The organism is Streptomyces cyanogenus (assembly GCF_017526105.1).
Taxonomy (GTDB): Bacteria; Actinomycetota; Actinomycetes; order Streptomycetales; family Streptomycetaceae; genus Streptomyces; species Streptomyces cyanogenus.
This window is the reverse complement of record NZ_CP071839.1, coordinates 7,575,585-7,592,511: the sequence shown is the minus strand read 5'-3', so window position 1 is coordinate 7,592,511 and position 16,927 is coordinate 7,575,585. Positions and strand designations below refer to the sequence as shown.

Below are 16,927 nucleotides of genomic sequence, written 5' to 3'. Positions count from 1 at the left end.
GGTCAGCTCGTCCTGCCCAGAGCACGCTGCACGAGATCGGCAACGTCCATGGCGTCGATCAGGGTCTCGTCGTCCTCGGCCGGGGCCGCCGCTTCGGGCGCTCCGGACGCCGGGGCGTCCTCGGTGTCCACGAGGCCGAGCAGGGTGTCCAGGACGCCGGCGTCCCTGAACCGGGCGAGGGGGACGGTGGCGAGGGCTCGCCTGAGGTCGTCCTCCCGCCCGTCGAGCCCGTCGTCCGCGTCCCGCAGGAGCTCGGAGCGCAGGTAGCCGACGAGGGCGTCCGGCGTGGGGTAGTCGAAGATGAGGGTGGCGGGCAGCCGCAGGCCGGTCGCCACGTGCAGGCTGTTGCGCAGGTTGACGGCGGCGAGCGAGTCGAAGCCGACCTCCTGGAAGGCCTGGAGCGCCCCGATGCTCTCGGCGCCGCTGTGGCCGAGGACCGTGGCGGCGTGTCCGCACACCAGCCGGAGCAGGATGCGGTTCTGCTCGGCCTCGGGGACGTCGCGCAGGGAGTCCACGAGGCCGGCGGTGGTGTCGCCGTTCTCGGTGTCCGGCTGGGTGGCCCGCAGTGCGGCCTGCGCTTCGGGCAGGTCGGCGAAGAGCGGGCCGGGCCGCACCGAGGTGAACGCCGGGATGAAGGCGTCCCAGTCCATGTCGACCACCGTGACGGCCTTCTCCTGGGCCTGGACGGCCTGTTCGAAGGCGGTGACGGCGATGTGCGGGGCCATGGGCAGCACGCCGCGCCGACGCAGCTGGGTGAGGGTGTCCTCGTCCATGCCGACACCGATCTCGTCCAGGGCGCCCCAGGCGATCGCGGTGGCCGCATGGCCGTGGCCGCGGCGCCACTCCACGAGGGCGTCGAGGACGGCGTTGGCCGCGCCGGACGGGCCCTGCCCGCCACCGCCCCAGATGCCGGCGATGGAGGAGAACACCACGAAGGCGTCGAGGGGGGTGTCGGCGAACCGTTCGGCGAGCCGGCGGGCGGTGTCGACCTTGGCGGCGAACACCTCGGTGAGTTCGGGTACGCCGGTGTCGTCCACGGAGCTGGTCCGGGCGATGTCGGCGGTGTGCACGACGGCGGTCAGCGGCTGGTCGCCGGGGGGTGAGTCGAGGAGGCGTTCGAGTGCGGTCCGGTCGGTGTCGGCGCACGCCTCGACGGTGGTGCCGGTGCCGAGCGCGGCGATGTCCGCGGAGAGTGAGGCGAGGGCGCCCTCGGGTGCGCCGGCCGTGGTGGTGACGAGGAGCCGCCGGGCACCGGACCGGGCGAGCCACAGGGAGGCGTGCCGGCCGAGGCCCTCGGCGCCGCCGGTCACCAGGACCGTGCCGGTGGGCTGCCAGGAGGTGCCGGCGGCCGGGTCGGGGGCGGCCTTGCGCAGCAGCCTGCGGGTGTGCACACCGGACCGGCGCACGGCCAGCTGGTCGTCGTCGCCCGGGTGGTCGAGTGCGCCGAGCAGATGGCGTACGGCGCGGCTGTCGAGGGTGGCGGGCAGGTCGATCAGGCCGCCCCAGCGGTCGCCGCGTTCCAGTGCGGCGGCCCGGCCGAGGCCCCAGACGGCGGCCTGAGCCGGTGCGGTGACGGTGTCCTGGATGCCGGTGCTGACGGCGCCCCGGGTCAGGCACCACAACGGCTGTGCGGCCCCGGCGTCGCCCAGCGCCTGCACCAGTGCGAGGGTGGCCGCGGTGAGCGGGAGGGGGTCCTGCGGGCCGTCCTCGCCGCCCGGGTCGAGCGCGAGCAGCGACAGCACTCCGGTCACGTCGTGTTCGGCGAGGACGGCCGGCAGGCGCTCGCCGAGCCGGGCGCGGCCGGTGTCGGCCGCCGCGACCTCCAGCAGGATCAGGTCGAGTCCCTGTGCGGTGAGTTCCCGCAGCAGTGCGTCCGGCGGCGAGTCCGCCGGCCGCTCGGCCGGTACGACGGCCAGCCAGGTGCCGCCGGGAACACCGCTGCCCTCCTGGTCGAGGGGCCGCCAGGTGACGTGGTAGCGCAGCTTCTCGGCCGCCGACCGTTCGCGCCGCCGGCCGCGCCAGTCGGCCAGCACGGGGACGACCGTGCGCAGCGCCTCGCGCTGGTCGGCCGCGGCCAGGTCGAGCAGCCGGGCGAGGGAGTCGGCGTCGGTCTGTTCGACGGCGGTCCAGAAGTCGTTCTCTGCGCCCTCGGCGGCGGGTGCGGCGTCCGTGCCGGTCTCCGCCTCCCGCAGCCAGTAGTGCTGCCGGTCGAAGGCGTACGTCGGCAGGTCAACGGGGGCGTCGTGGGCCTCGGCGGGCAGCACGCCCGTCCAGTCGACGGCCACGCCCTTGACGAACAGCTCGGCCATCGACGCGAGCAGCCGCCGCGGTCCGCCCTCCTCGCGCCGCAGCGAACCGGCGGCGACGGCACGGAGCCGGACGTTGTCGTCCGCGGCCTGGTCGAAGATCTCGTTCACGGGCTGGACGAGGACGGGGTGGGCACTGGACTCGACGAACACCGTGTGACCCTCGGCGAGCAGGGCGGCGATCGCCGGGCCGAAGCGGACCCGGCTGCGCAGGTTGCGGTACCAGTAGTCGCCGTCGAGCACGCCTTCCTCGCGCACCCACGCTCCGGTGACCGTGGAGAGGAACGGCACCACGGGAGCCTCGCTGCGGATGTCGGCGAACGCCTTGCCCAAGGCCCCTTCGATCGCCTCGACATGGCGGGTGTGGGAGGCGTAGTCCACCGCGACGCGGCGCACGCGTACGCCGTCGGCCTCCAGCGCGGCGAGCGCCTCGTCCAGCGCCTCGGCGTCACCGGCGACCACGACGGAGGACGGCCCGTTGACGGCGGCCACCTCGACGCGGCCGTCCCATCGGGCGATGCGTTCGGCCGCCGCGGCCTCGGGGAGCGCCACGGAGGCCATGCCGCCCCGGCCCGCCAGCTCCCCGGCGATCACCTGACTGCGCACCGCGACGATCCGCGCCGCGTCCTGCAGCGACAGCGCACCGGCCACACACGCAGCCGCGATCTCGCCCTGCGAGTGACCGACCACCGCGTCCGGCACCACACCCACGGACGCCCATACGGCGGCCAGCGCGACGTTCACGGCGAAGCTCGCCGGCTGGACGACGTCCACCCGGTCCAGCAGGTCGACGTCACCGCGCAGCACGGCCTTCAGGTCCCAGTCCGTCCAGGGTTCCAGGGCGCGGGCGCACTCGGCGATCCGCTCGGCGAACACCGGTGAGGTGTCCAGCAGTTCGCGGCCCATGCCGGGCCACTGCGACCCCTGGCCGGGGAAGACGAGCACGGTCTTGCCGGGACCCCCGGAACCGGCGACGGTTCCGGTCACGAGCAGCGGGCTGCTCTCGCCCCGGGCCAGCGCGCCCAGCCCGGTCCGTGCCTCCTCGCGGGATCCGGCGACGACCACGGCCCGCTCGGACAGCAGCGCCCGCCGGGCGACGAGCGCGCCCGCGACCTCGGCGGGAGCGGCTTCCGCAGCGGCGGCGAAGGCGGCCAGGCGCCCGGCCTGCGCGGCGAGAGCGGCCGTGCTCCGGGCGGACACCACCAGCGGTACGACGCCGGCGGGACCCGTCGGCCGGGCCACCGCTCCGGTGTCGGGCGCCTCCTCCAGGATGACGTGCGCGTTGGTGCCGCTCGCGCCGAACGAGGAGACGGCGGCCCGGCGCGGCCGGCCGGCGCGGGGCCACTCCCGCGCCTCGGTGAGCAGTTCGACGGCGCCCGCGGACCAGTCGGCCTGCGGGGTGGGCTCGGCGACGTTCAGGGTGGGCGGCAGGACGCCGTGCCGCATCGCCTCCACCATCTTGATCACACCGGCGACCCCGGCGGCGGCCTGGGTGTGCCCGATGTTCGACTTCACCGAGCCCAGCCACAGCGGCTCCTCGCGGTCCTGGCCGTAGGTCGCCAGCAGCGCCTGAATCTCGATCGGGTCGCCGAGGACGGTGCCGGTACCGTGGCCCTCCACCACGTCCACGTCGACCGGTCGCAGTCCGGCGGAGGCCAGCGCGCTGCGGATCACCCGCTGCTGGGACGGGCCGTTGGGGGCGGTCAGGCCGTTGGAGGCGCCGTCCTGGTTGACCGCGCTGCCGCGCAGCACCGCCAGCACCCGGTGGCCGTTGCGCCGTGCCTCGGACAGCCGCTCCAGCAGGACGACGCCGACGCCCTCGGCCCAGCCGGTGCCGTCGGCGGTGGAGGAGTACGCCTTGCAGCGGCCGTCGGCGGACAGGCCGCGCTGCCGGGAGAACTCCAGGAAGGCGTCCGGGGTGGCCATGACGGTGGCGCCGCCGGCGAGCGCGAGGGAGCACTCGCCGCCGAGCAGCGCCTGGGCCGCGAGGTGCATGGCGACCAGGGAGGACGAGCAGGCGGTGTCCACGGTCACGGCGGGGCCCTCGAAGCCGAAGACGTACGACACCCGGCCCGAGGCCACGCTGGCGGCCGTACCGGTCATGGTGTAGCCCTGCACGTCCTCGGGGACCTGGCGCAGCCGGGTCACGTAGTCGTGGTGGACGATGCCGGTGAACACGCCGACGTCCTGGCCGCGGGTGGACAGCGGGTCGATGCCGGCCCGTTCCATGGCCTCCCAGGAGGTCTCCAGCAGCAGCCGCTGCTGCGGGTCCATGGCGAGGGCCTCGCGCGGCGAGATGCCGAACAGCTGGGCGTCGAACCGGGCGGCGTCGTGCAGGAAGCCGCCCGCCCGGGTGTAGCTGGTGCCGGGGTGGGCCGGGTCGGGGTGGTAGAGCCGGTCGAGGTCCCAGTCGCGGTCGGTGGGGAACCCGGAGATGGCGTCACGCCGGTCCATCACGAGCTGCCAGAGGTCCTCGGGGCTGTTGACGCCGCCGGGCAGCCTGCTGCTCATGGCGATGACGGCGATCGGCTCGTCGGGGTCCGCCGTGCCGCGCCGGACGGGTGCGGGCGTCCGACGGCGGGTGCCGAGGAGTTCGCCGCGCAGGTGGTCGGCGAGCAGCGCCGGGGTGGGATGGTCGAAGACCAGGCTGCTGGGCAGGCTGACGCCGGTGAAGTCGTGCAGCCGGTTGCGGAGTTTGACGGCGGTGAGCGAGTCGAAGCCGAGGTTCTTGAACGGCTGGGCCTCGTCGAAGCCGTCGGTGTCCCGGTGGCCGAGGACGACCGCGGCGCTCTCCCGGACCAGGTCCAGCAGGATCCGGCGCTGTTCGGCGTCGGCGAGGCCGGCCAGCCGGGCCGCCAGTTCGTTGCCGTCGGCGGCCGGTTCCCGGCGGATGACGCGGCGGGCGGGGGCGGAGCCGGGGGTGGTCGCGGTGGGAGCGCCTTCGGCGAGGGCATGCTCACCGGCGGCGAACGTCACCGGGCCGAGCAGGGCCACGGGCCGGCCGTCGGGGTCGGCCAGCTCCACCAGGTGCCGGCCGTCGGCGGCCGGGGTGACGCTCGCCCGCAGCTCGGTGGCGCCCACCGCGTACACGGCGAGGGTGGCGCACTCGGTCAGGGAGGCACCGTCCGAGGCCTCGGCCGCGATCCGCAGGGCGGTGTCGAGGAGCACCGGGTGGAGGGTGAACTCCCCCGCCTGGTCGGTCAGTTCGGCGGGCAGGGCGAGGTCGGCGAGGATCCGGCCGTCCTGCCGCCACAGGCCGCGCACCCCGTCCCGGGCACCGGTTTCCGCAGGCTGGTCCGGCCAGGTGCGCAGGTCGACGGCGTGCCGCGGGACGCCGGGCACCAGGGCGGCGCGGGCGTGCCGGAGCCACGGTTCCCCCTCCTGTCCGGCCGGCCGGCTGTGCACGGTGACGGCGCGTGTCCCGTCGGGGCCGGGCGCGTCCGCGAAGACGCGGAGCTGGAGGTCGCCGTGCGCGGGGGCGACGAGGGGCGCGTCGACGGTGATCCGCTCGACCGTCCCGCCGCCGGCCTCGTCACCGGCTCGGACCAGCAGTTCCAGCAGGACACCGGCCGGAAGGGCGCCCTCGGTGCCGGGGAGCAGGCCGGGGCCGCGCCCGGACAACCGGCCGGTGAGGACGACGCCGGTGCCGCCGTGCTCGCCGGGGACCTCCACGACGCCGCCCAGCAGCGGATGGCCGGCGGACCGGGCGCCGAGCGCCTCGGCGTCGGTGGCGGTGCCGCCGTCCACCCAGTACCGCTGGTGCTGGAAGGCGTAGGTGGGCAGTTCGGGGCCGACGGCCGGGCCGGGGCGGCCGAGGACGGCGGTCCAGTCGACCGGGACCCCGCGCACGTGCAGTTCGGCGAGCGCGGTGCGCACGGCGGTGTCCTCGGCGGTGTCGCGACGCAGGGTGGTGACACAGCCGCGGGTGTCCGGGCCGAGCGTGCCGAGGACCATGGCGCTCAGGACGCCGCCGGGGCCGAGTTCGAGGTGGGTGAGGGCGCCCTGCTCGCGCAGGGTGGTGACGGCGTCGGCGAACCGCACGGCGTGCCGGGCCTGGTCCACCCAGTACTCGGGGGTGGCGAGCAGCCCCTCGTCGGCGAGTTCCCCGGTGAGGGTGGAGACGACGGGTGTGGTGCCCGGCCGGTAGCGCAGCCGGCCGGCCACGGTACGCAGTTCGTCGAGCATCGGCTCCATCAGCGCGGAGTGGAAGGCGTGGCTGACGGACAGCCGGCGGGTCCGGTGGCCGTCCCGGGCGAGGCGCCCGGCGACGGCGACGACGGCGTCCTCGGCGCCGGACAGGACCAGGGCCCGCGGCCCGTTGACCGCCGCGATCCCGACGACCCCCGGAGTGCCGGCGAGCAGCGGCGCCACCTCGGCCTCGGCCGCCTCGACGGCGATCATCGCGCCGCCCTCGGGCAGGGCCTGCATCAACCGGCCCCGGGCGGCGACCAGTTCGCCGGCGTCCGCGAGGTCCAGGATGCCCGCGGCGTGCGCGGCGGCGATCTCGCCCACCGAGTGGCCGGCGAGCAGGCCGGGCCGTACGCCCCAGGAGGCGAACAGCCGGAACAGCGCGGTCTCCAGGGCGAACAGGGCGGCCTGGGTGTAGAGGGTCTGGTCGAGCAGAGCGGCCGGTGCGGTGCCGGGCTCGGCGAACACCACGTCCTTCAGGCGGTGTTCGAGGCCGTCCAGGTGCCGTTCCACGGCGGCGCAGGCGGCGTCGAACGCCTCGCGGAACACCGGGTGCGAGGCGGCGAGTTCGCGGCCCATGCCGGGCCACTGGCTGCCCTGCCCGGTGAACAGGAAGGCGAGTTTTCCGTCGGCCGGGCCGCCGGTGACGGTGTCCGCGCCGGCGGTGCCCACGGCGAGCGCGCGCAGGGCGTCGGTGAGCCGTTCCCGGTCGGCGGCCAGGACGACCGCGCGGTGGTCGAGGTGGGCGCGGGCGGTGCCGAGCGCGTACGCCGTGGCCCCGAGCGGAGTGCCGGTGCGGTCCGTCACCCAGTCCGCGAGCCGGGCGGCCTGTCCGCGCAGACCGGCGGCGGTCCGGGCGGAGAGGGGGAAGAGGAGGGGGGAGGTGCCGTCGTCGGCGGCCGGGCCGGCGCTGTCCGTCGCCACGGCCTCGGGGGCCTGTTCCAGGACGAGGTGGGCGTTGGTGCCGCCGATGCCGAAGGCGGAGACGCCGGCCCGGCGCGGGCGGCCGGTCCCGGGCCAGTCGCGTGCCTCGGTGAGCACCTCGACCGCGCCCGCCGACCAGTCGACGTGGGTGGAGGGCCGGTCGACGTGCAGGGTGCGGGGCAGCCGGCCGTGCCGCATCGCCATGACCATCTTGATGACGCCGGCCACGCCGGCCGCGGCCTGGGTGTGCCCGAGGTTGGACTTCACCGACCCGATCCACAGGGGCTGTTCGCGGTCCTGGCCGTAGGTGGCGAGCAGGGCCTGCGCCTCGATCGGGTCGCCGAGGACGGTGCCCGTACCGTGCGCCTCCACGGCGTCCACGTCCGTCGGTGCCAGCCCGGCGTTGGCGAGCGCCTTGCGGATGACGCGCTGCTGCGAGGGCCCGTTCGGGGCGGTCAGGCCGTTGGACGCGCCGTCCTGGTTGACCGCGCTGCCCCGGATCACGGCGAGCACCTGGTGCCCCTGCCGCTCGGCCTCCGAGAGCCGCTCGACCAGCAGCACGCCCACGCCCTCGGACCAGCCGGTGCCGTCCGCGCCGTCCGCGAACGCCTTGCAGCGGCCGTCGGGAGCCAGGCCGCGCTGCCGGGAGAACTCGACGAACGTCTCCACGTTGCCCATCACCATCACACCGCCGGCGAGCGCCATGGAGCACTCCCCGTTGCGCAGAGCCTGTGCTGCCAGGTGCAGGGCGACCAGGGAGGAGGAGCAGGCGGTGTCGATGGTGACGGCAGGGCCCTCGAAGCCGAAGTGGTAGGCGACGCGGCCCGACACGACGCTGCCGGAGCCGCCGGTGAGGCGGAATCCCTCGGCATCGCTCGCGTGGTGCATCCGTACCGTGTAGTCGTGGCTGTTGACGCCGACGAAGACGCCGATGTCCCGGCCACCCAGCCCGGTGGGGTCGATCGCGGCGCGTTCGAACGCCTCCCAGGACGTCTCCAGGAGCAGCCGCTGCTGCGGGTCCATGGCGAGGGCCTCGTTCGGGGAGATGCCGAAGAAGGCGGCGTCGAAGCCGGGCGCGTCGTCGAGGAACGCGCCGTGCCGCACGTAGGTCGTGCCGGCCTTGTCGGGATCGGCGTCGTAGAGCCGGTCGATGTCCCAGCCGCGGTCGTCGGGGAACTCGGTGACGGCGTCGACCCCGTCGGCCACGACCCGCCACAGGTCCTCGGGGCTGTGCACCCCGGCGGGGAAGCGGCAGGCCATCGCGACGATCGCGATCGGCTCGTCGGCCGAGGCGGGCCCCGGGGCGGGTGCGTGGGTGGTGGACGCGGTGGCGGTGTCGCCGACCAGCCGGGCCCTCAGATGCTCGGCGAGCGCGGTCGGCTTCGGGTAGTCGAAGACGACGGCCGAGGGCAGCGTGAGACCGGTGGCGGCCGCCAGGCGGTTGCGCAGTTCCACCGCGGTCAGCGAGTCGAACCCGGCGTCCTTGAAGGCCCGGTCGGCGCGGACGGCGTCGGCGGTGCCGTGCCCGAGCACGTCGGCGGCGTTGCGCCGGACCAGGTCCAGCAGCAGGGCCAACCGGGCCGACGGGTCCAGCGCGGTCACACGGTCGCGCAGGCTGCCCTGGTCCGCGGTGCCGGCGGCGCGGGCCACCGAGCGCGGCGCGGGCGCCAGGCCCCGCAGCAGCGGGGCCACGGGCGCGGTACGGGCCGCCGCGCGCAGCGCGGGCAGGTCCAGCTTGGCCGCCACCAGGGCGGCGGGCAGTGCGGTGCCGGGGCGCAGGGCGAGGTCCAGCAGCGCCATGCCCTCGGCCTCCGACAGCGCGGCCATGCCGAGCCGCCGGTTGCGGTGCAGGTCCGCGGCGCCCAGGTGCCGGGTCATCCCGCTGGCCCGCTCCCAGTAGCCCCAGGCCAGCGAGGTCCCGGGCAGCCCCTGTGCGCGGCGCTGCCGGGCGAGCGCGTCCAAGGCGGCGTTGGCGGCGGCGTAGTTGGCCTGGCCGGGGTTGCCGAAGACGTTCGCGGCCGAGGAGAACAGGACGAACGCGGCGAGGTCGCGGTCCCGGGTCAGCTCGTCCAGCAGCAGGGCCGCGTCCAGCTTGGGCCGCAGGACGGCGTCGACGCGGTCCGGGGTGAGCGCGGTGACCACGCCGTCGTCCAGGACACCGGCCGTGTGCAGGACGGCGGTCAGCGGGTGGTCGGCGGGTACGGCGTCCAGGACGGCCGTCAGCTGGTCGCGGTCGGCGGTGTCGCAGGCGACGACCGTGACGGTGGCGCCCAGCGTGGTCAGGTTTTCGGTCAGCGTGGCCGCGCCGTCCGCCGCGGGGCCCTGCCGGCTGAGCAGGAGCAGACGGCGGACACCGTGCTCGGTGACCAGGTGCCGGGCGGTGAGCGCACCGAGCGTGCCGGTGCCTCCGGTGATCAGCACGGTCCCGTCCGGATCGAGCAGCGGGCCCGGCCGCGCGGTACCGCTCTCCCCCGCCGGTGTCCCGGCCCGGACCAGCCGGGGCACCTCGGCGCCCGCGGCCCCGACGCGTACCACCGGTTCACCGCAGGCGAGCAGGCCGGGCAGCGCGGCCCGGACCACCGCTTCGGCATCCTGCCCCTCGCCCGGATCCGCGCACTCGACCAGCAGGATCCGGCCGGGGTGCTCGGACTGCGCGGACCGCGACAGCCCCCGTACGGCGGCCGTGGCGAGGTCCGTGTCGTCCGCGCCGGCCACGACGACCAGCCGGGTCCGCTCCAGGGCGGGTTCGGCCAGCCACGCCTGGAGGACGGCGAGCGCGGCGGCCAGCGCGGTGCGCGGCTCGGTCACCGCGGGGTCGAGGACGTACAGCAGCGCGTCGGCGTCCGCCGCACCGGCGGTGACGTCCTGCGCGGTCCGTACGGTGACGACGGACGGCGTACCGTCACCCGCCGGCAGCGGCAGTTCCGTCCAGTCGACCCGGAACAGCGCGTCGTGGGTGAGCGCCTCGGCGAGCCCGGCGCGCACCGGGTCGAACGGTGCGGACAGCACCGCGTCGACGGCGAGCACGGGCCGTCCGGCGGGGTCGGTCAGACGGAGCCGGGTTCCCTCTGCCTCTGCTCCCCCCGACCGCACGGTGACGGCACTCGCGCCGGACGCGTGCAGGCTGACCCCGCGCCAGGTGACCGCGAGGGTCCCGGAGGGCAGCGCCGTCCGCACGGCCGCGTCGAGGAGGGTGGGGTGTACGCCGTACCGGTCGGCGTCCCCGGCGGCCTCGCCGAGGGCCACCTCGACGCCGGGCCCGTCGGCCGGCCGGTCATCGGCGGACGACGGGGCGGGCGCGAGGGTGCCGTGGGCGTGCCGCGTCCAGGCGTCGTCCAGCGCGGAGTCGTCCGCGCGCGAGTACACCTCGACCGTCCGCCGCCCGGTGCCGTCGGCCTCGCCGACCACGGTCTGCACTCCCCGGCCGCCGCGCACCTGCAGCACCACCGGCCGGTCGACGACGAGTTCCTCCACGACCGGCGCGCCGGCCTCGTCACCGAGCCGGACCGCCAGCTCCACCAGGGCCGCGTTCGGCACCAGCACCGCGTCGTCCCCGACGAGGTGTTCGGCCAGCCACGGCTGCGACCGCAGGGACCACCGGGAGGTCGTCATGAACCCGCCGGAGTCGGGCCGCCCGACGACCGCACCGAGCAGGGGGTGGTCGGCGCCCGCCTGCCCGAGGGCGGCGGCGTCGGCCGCGGGGGCGGGCTTGAGCCAGTAGTGACGGTGGTCGAAGGCATACGTCGGCAGGTCCAGGTGAACATCGCCGGCACCCTCGGGCAGCACACCGGTCCAGTCGACGGGAACCCCCTTGACGAAGACGTCGGCCATCGACGTCAACAGCCGCCGCACACCGCCCTCTTCACGGCGCAGCGAGCCGCTGACGACGGCTTCCGACCCCGTCTCGTCCACGATCTCGTTCACCGGCTGCACAAGGACCGGATGGGCGCTGGACTCGATGAACACCGAGTGCCCCTCGGCGAGGAGTGCGGTGATCGCCGGGCCGAAGCGGACCCGGCTGCGCAGGTTGCGATACCAGTAGCCGCCGTCCAGGACACCCGCCTCGCGCACCCACCCACCGGTCACCGTCGAGAAGAACGGCACCACCGGCACCTGACTGCGGACATCGGCGAACGCCTCCGCCAGCGTCCCCTCGATCGCCTCGACGTGGCGAGTGTGGGAGGCGTAATCCACCGCCACCCGGCGCACCCGCACCCCGTCCGCCTCCAGCGCGGCCAGCGCCTCGTCCAACGCCTCCGCGTCACCGGCGATCACCACCGAGGAAGGGCTGTTGACGGCTGCGACCTCAACCCGGCCGTCCCAGGCGGTGATCCGGGAGGCAGCCTCCGCCTCGGACAGCGCCACCGACGCCATACCACCCCGGCCCGCCAACCCACCCGCGATCACCTGACTGCGCACCGCCACGACCCGCGCCGCGTCCTCCAGCGACAACGCACCGGCCACACAGGCGGCGGCGATCTCGCCCTGCGAGTGACCGACCACCGCATCCGGTACGACACCCACGGACGCCCACACCGCGGCCAGGCCCACCATCACCGCGAAACTCGCCGGCTGCACCACATCGACCCGCGCAAGCAGATCAGTGTCCCCGCGCAGCACAGCCACCAAGTCCCAGTCCACCCACGGCTCCAGAGCCCGGGCACACTCCCCGACCCGCTCCGCGAACACCGGCGAGGACTCCAGCAACTCCCGGCCCATCCCCAGCCACTGCGAACCCTGACCCGGGAACACCAACACCGTCCGCCCAGGCGCACCCGCAGAACCCGCCACCAGCCCGGCACCCGACTCACCCCGAGCCAACGCCCCGAGCCCCGCCACCGCCTCCTCCCGGGACCCCGCGACGACCACGGCACGCTCCGACAGCACCGCCCGCCGAGCCAACGCCCCCGCGATCCACGCCGGCGATGCGTCCGTGTCCCCGGCGAACACCGCCAGCCGCTCCGCCTGAGCGGACAACGAGCCCCGCGACGCCGCCGACACCACCAACGGCACCACACCGGCCCGCGGCTCCGGCGCGGCGACCGGCTCCATGGGTACCTGCTCCAGGATCACGTGGGCGTTGGTGCCGCTCACGCCGAACGAGGACACGCCGGCCCGGCGCGGTCGACCCGTCTCCGGCCACTGCCGGGACGCGGTGAGCAGTTCGACGGCACCGGCGGACCAGTCGACCTGGGAGGACGGGGTGTCGACGTGCAGGGTGGCGGGCAGGACGCCGTACCGCATCGCCTGGACCATCTTGATGACACCGGCGACACCGGCGGCGGCCTGCGTGTGCCCGATGTTGGACTTCAACGAGCCCAGCCACAGCGGGCGTTCGCGGTCCTGGCCGTAGGTCGCGAGCAGGGCCTGCGCCTCGATCGGGTCACCGAGGGTGGTTCCGGTGCCGTGGCCCTCCACCGCGTCGACGTCGGCCGGGACCAGTCCGGCGTCGGCCAGCGCCCTGCGGATGACGCGCTGCTGGGCGGGGCCGCTCGGGGCGGTCAGGCCGTTGGACGCGCCGTCCTGGTTGACCGCGCTGCCGCGGACCACCGCCAGCACCCGGTGACCCTTGCGCCGGGCCCCCGACAGCCGCTCCAGCACGAGCACGCCCGCGCCCTCGGCCCAGCCGGTGCCGTCGGCGGCGTCGGCGTACGACTTGCAGCGGCCGTCGGCGGCCAGCGCCCGCTGCCGGGAGAACTCCACGAAGGTGCCCGGGGTGGCCATCACGGTGGCGCCGCCGGCCAGGGCCATCGAGCACTCGCCGCGCCGCAGGGCCTGGGCGGCGAGGTGGATGGCGACCAGGGAGGAGGAGCAGGCGGTGTCCACGGTCACCGCGGGGCCTTCGAGGCCGAAGACGTAGGAGATGCGGCCGGAGGCCACGCTGGATGCGGTCCCGGTGGTGACGAAGCCTTCGAGTTCAGCCGGGAGTTGCCCCCCGGAGCCGTAGCCCTGGCCCATGACTCCGGCGAACACGCCGACGTCCGTGCCCTTCAGGGCGTGGGGGTCGATGCCCGCGCGTTCCAGGGCCTCCCAGGAGGTTTCGAGGAGCAGTCGCTGCTGCGGGTCCATGGCCAGCGCCTCGCGTGGCGCGATGCCGAAGAAGCCGGCGTCGAACCGGCCGGCGTCCGGGAGGAATCCGCCCTGGTCGACGTAGGAGGTGCCGGGCTTCTCCGGGTCGGGGTCGAACAGGCCGTCGAGGTCCCAGCCCCGGTCGGTCGGGAAGTCCGCAACGGCGTCCCGGCCCGCGGCCAGCAACTGCCAGAGTTCGTCCGGGGTGTTGACGCCGCCGGGGAGTCGGCAGGCCATGCCGACGATGGCGATGGGTTCCTGCGGGTCCGTGTCCGCGGCCGGGCGTTCGGGGCCGGCCGCGGGGTCGGCCAGGCCGAGGACGGCGGCGCGCAGGTGGGCGGCCAGCTCCCGCGGGGTCGGGTGGTCGAAGGTCACGGTGGTGGGCAGGCGCAGCCCGGTGTGCTCGGTCAGCCGGTCGCGCAGGGCGACGACGGCGACCGAGGTCAGGCCCAGGTCGCGGAAGGCGCGGTCGGCCGGGAGGGGAGCCGCGTCGGGGCCGTGCAGGACGGTGGCGGCCTGTGCGCCGACCAGTCGTTCGAGGAGGGCCAGTTGGGCTCGTTCGTCCAGGTCGGCGAGGCGTGCGCGCAGGGCGGCGGTGACGTTGGCGTCCGGGCGGGCCTGCGGGGCCGGCGGTTCGGCCAGGGCGCGCAGGAGCGCGGGGACCGGCCGGGACGGGTCGGGCGGGGCCGGGCGCGGGGCGAAGAGGGCCGGGGCCCGGCCGGCGAGGAGCACGTCGAACGCGGCGAGCAGGTCGGCGAGCCGGTCCGGGTCCCCGTGTGGTGCCCAGGCCAGGGTGGCGGCGGCCGGGCCCCGCTGCCGGCGGGCGTGCGTGACCGCCTCGGTGAGGGCGGCGCGCACCGCCCGGTCCGGGTCGCCGGGGGCGCCCAGGGTCGCGGAGCCGTCGGTGACGGTGATGAACTCGCCGGTGCTGTCGAGGAGTTCGTCCAGGGTGCGGGCCAGTGCCGGGTCGTCGGCTGTGTGCACCACGGCGCCGACCGGGTGGCCGTCCGTCAGGGCGGCGGGCAGGCCGGAGTCGGCGGCCACGCTGCGGGTGTCGGTGCCGGGGGGCCAGGCGTCCGGGTCGGTGCGGTCGGTCGTGCCGGGCGCGTGGACGAGGAGCAGGCGGGCGGCCCGGTGGACGTCGGCGAGGTGGTGGGCGAGCGCGGCGCCGGCGGGTGTGTCCGTGCCGGTGACGACGACGGTTCCGGTGCCGGCGAGGGCGGCGGCCGGGCGGGGCCTGCCGTCCACGGGGGTGCGCAGCAGCCGGGGGACGAGCAACTGGCCGCTTCGGAGCGCGAGTTGTGGTTCGCCAGAGGTGACGGCGGCGAGCAGGGTCCGCGGGTCCGGGGCGCCGGTGTCGAGGTCGACGACGGTCAGTTGCCGGTGTCCGTCCGCCTGGAGGGACCGTACGGCGGCCCACAGCGCGGCGCCGACGGGGTCGGGCGCGGTGTCACCGGCGGATGTGGCGCGCCGGGTGAGGACCACCAGCGGTCCGGGGTTGCCCTGGCCGGTCAGGTGCTCGGTGAGGAGGCGGGCCGGGGTGAGGGGGTCGGCGCAGGCGGGCGGCGGTGGCAGGACGGTGAGGCCGGGGGCCGTACCGGCCGCGGACGCCAGGTCGGGGTGGAGTTCTGCGGGGACCCCGGCGGCGCGCAGCGCGGCGACGATTCCGGCGGTGTCCTCGCCGGCGACGGCGCACACGGCCGGCCGGGTGGCGTCGGCGGTGCCGGCCGGTGCGGGGAGCCACGCGGGGGTCAGCAGGGCGTCGTGGTGGCCGTCGGCCGTGTGGCGCGGCCAGTACGGCTGGGCGGCGAGCAGCCTGCGGACGATCTTCCCGGAGGCGGTGCGCGGGACGGCGGTGACCTCGTGGATCCGCTCGGGGATCTTGTAGGCGGAGAGCCGGGCGCGGCAGTGGGCGAGGACGGCGGTGAGGTCGAGGCCGTCCGGTCCGGGAACCAGCCAGGCGACCGGCACCTCGCCCAGGGTGTCGTGGGCGGCCCCGGCCACACCGGCGTCGGCGACGCCGGGCGCGGTACGCAGGACCGCCTCGACCTCGTCGGGGTGGATGTTCTCGCCACCGCGGATGATCAGGTCCTTCAGCCGGCCGCAGACGGTGAAGTAGCCGGCCTCGTCCCGGCGGGCCAGGTCGCCGGTGCGGAACCAGCCGTCGCGCAGGGCGGCGCGGGTCGCCTCGGGACTGTTGTGGTAGCCCACCATGACGTTGGGGCCACTGACCCAGACCTCGCCCTCCTGTCCGGTGGGCACGTCGTGCCCGGTGTCGGGGTCGACGATGCGGACGTCGACGCCGGGCACGGGCAGTCCGCAGGAGCCCTCGACGCGGGCGCCGTCCGGCGGGTTCATGGTGATCGCGCCGCAGGTCTCGGTGGAGCCGTAGGCGTCGACCAGCGGGACACCGAAGGTCTCCTCGAAGGAGCGGCGCAGTTCGGAGCCGGTGACAGCGCCGCCGACGAGTCCGATGCGCAGGTGGGGCAGGGACAGGCCGGTGCGGCGGGCGGTGGCGACGAGGTGGTGGTAGGTGGTGGGGACGCCGGCGAGGAAGGTGGCCCGCTCGGTGCGCAGCAGGTCGAGGACGTCGTCGGCGGAACTGCCGTCCGTGAGGCGGGCGGTGGCGCCGACGGAGGTCACGGACAGCACGCAGGCGATGTGGGACAGGCTGTGGAAGAGCGGCAGCGGCCACAGCACCCGGTCGTCCCGGCGCAGGTCCGGGATCGGGACGTAGCTGGCGGCGACCGACCAGAGGCAGTTGCGCTGGGTGGACAGCACGCCCTTGGGGCGCCCGGTGGTGCCGGATGTGTAGAACATCCAGGCCACCTCGTCCAGGCCGAGGTCGTCGGGGGCGGGGGTGCCGGGGTCGGTGGCCGCGAGGTCGTCGTAGGCGTGGGCGCCCGGTGGCACGTCGGTGGTGCCGGCCACCACGACGGTGGTGTCCGGGGCGGTGTCCGACACCACCTGAAGAAACGTCACTGCACTACTCGCCTCGGCGAGCACGAACCGCGCCCCGCTGTCGGCGAGCAGATACTCCAGTTCGGCGGCCGCGGACCGCGGGTTGACCGGCACGCCGACCCCGCCGGCCCGCACGACCGCCAGGTACCCCTCCACCATCGCGACGGAGTTGCCGAGGCAGAGCGCCACCCGGTCGCCGCGACGCAGCCCGAGCCGGACGAGATGCCCGGCGAGCCGCCGCGTCCGCGCCTCCAGCCCGGCGTAGGTGACCGCGCGCCGGCCGTCGGCGAAGGCGACCTTCTCCGGGATGCGGAGAGCGTGCTCGTGCAGCGTGACCGCAAGCGGTGTGACCAGGTCGGAACGCACGCCTCGGACTCCTTCCACAGGGCGGCAGCGGGTACCGGGAGCAGCAGGTCGGGGGTGGTCTCCGGACGCTGCGCGGACGGCTGTACGACGCTGTACAGCCGGCCGTCGTCCGG

1 protein-coding gene is annotated in these 16,927 nt (G+C 75.7%); it reads right to left on the bottom strand.

The window, feature by feature from the left end:
- Positions 1 to 2: 2 nt before the first annotated feature.
- Positions 3 to 16,814: a type I polyketide synthase gene (locus S1361_RS39545; protein ID WP_243769394.1), complete on the bottom strand. Its 16,812-nt coding sequence runs from the start codon at positions 16,812 to 16,814 to the stop codon at positions 3 to 5.
- Between the last annotated feature and the right edge of the window lie 113 nt (positions 16,815 to 16,927).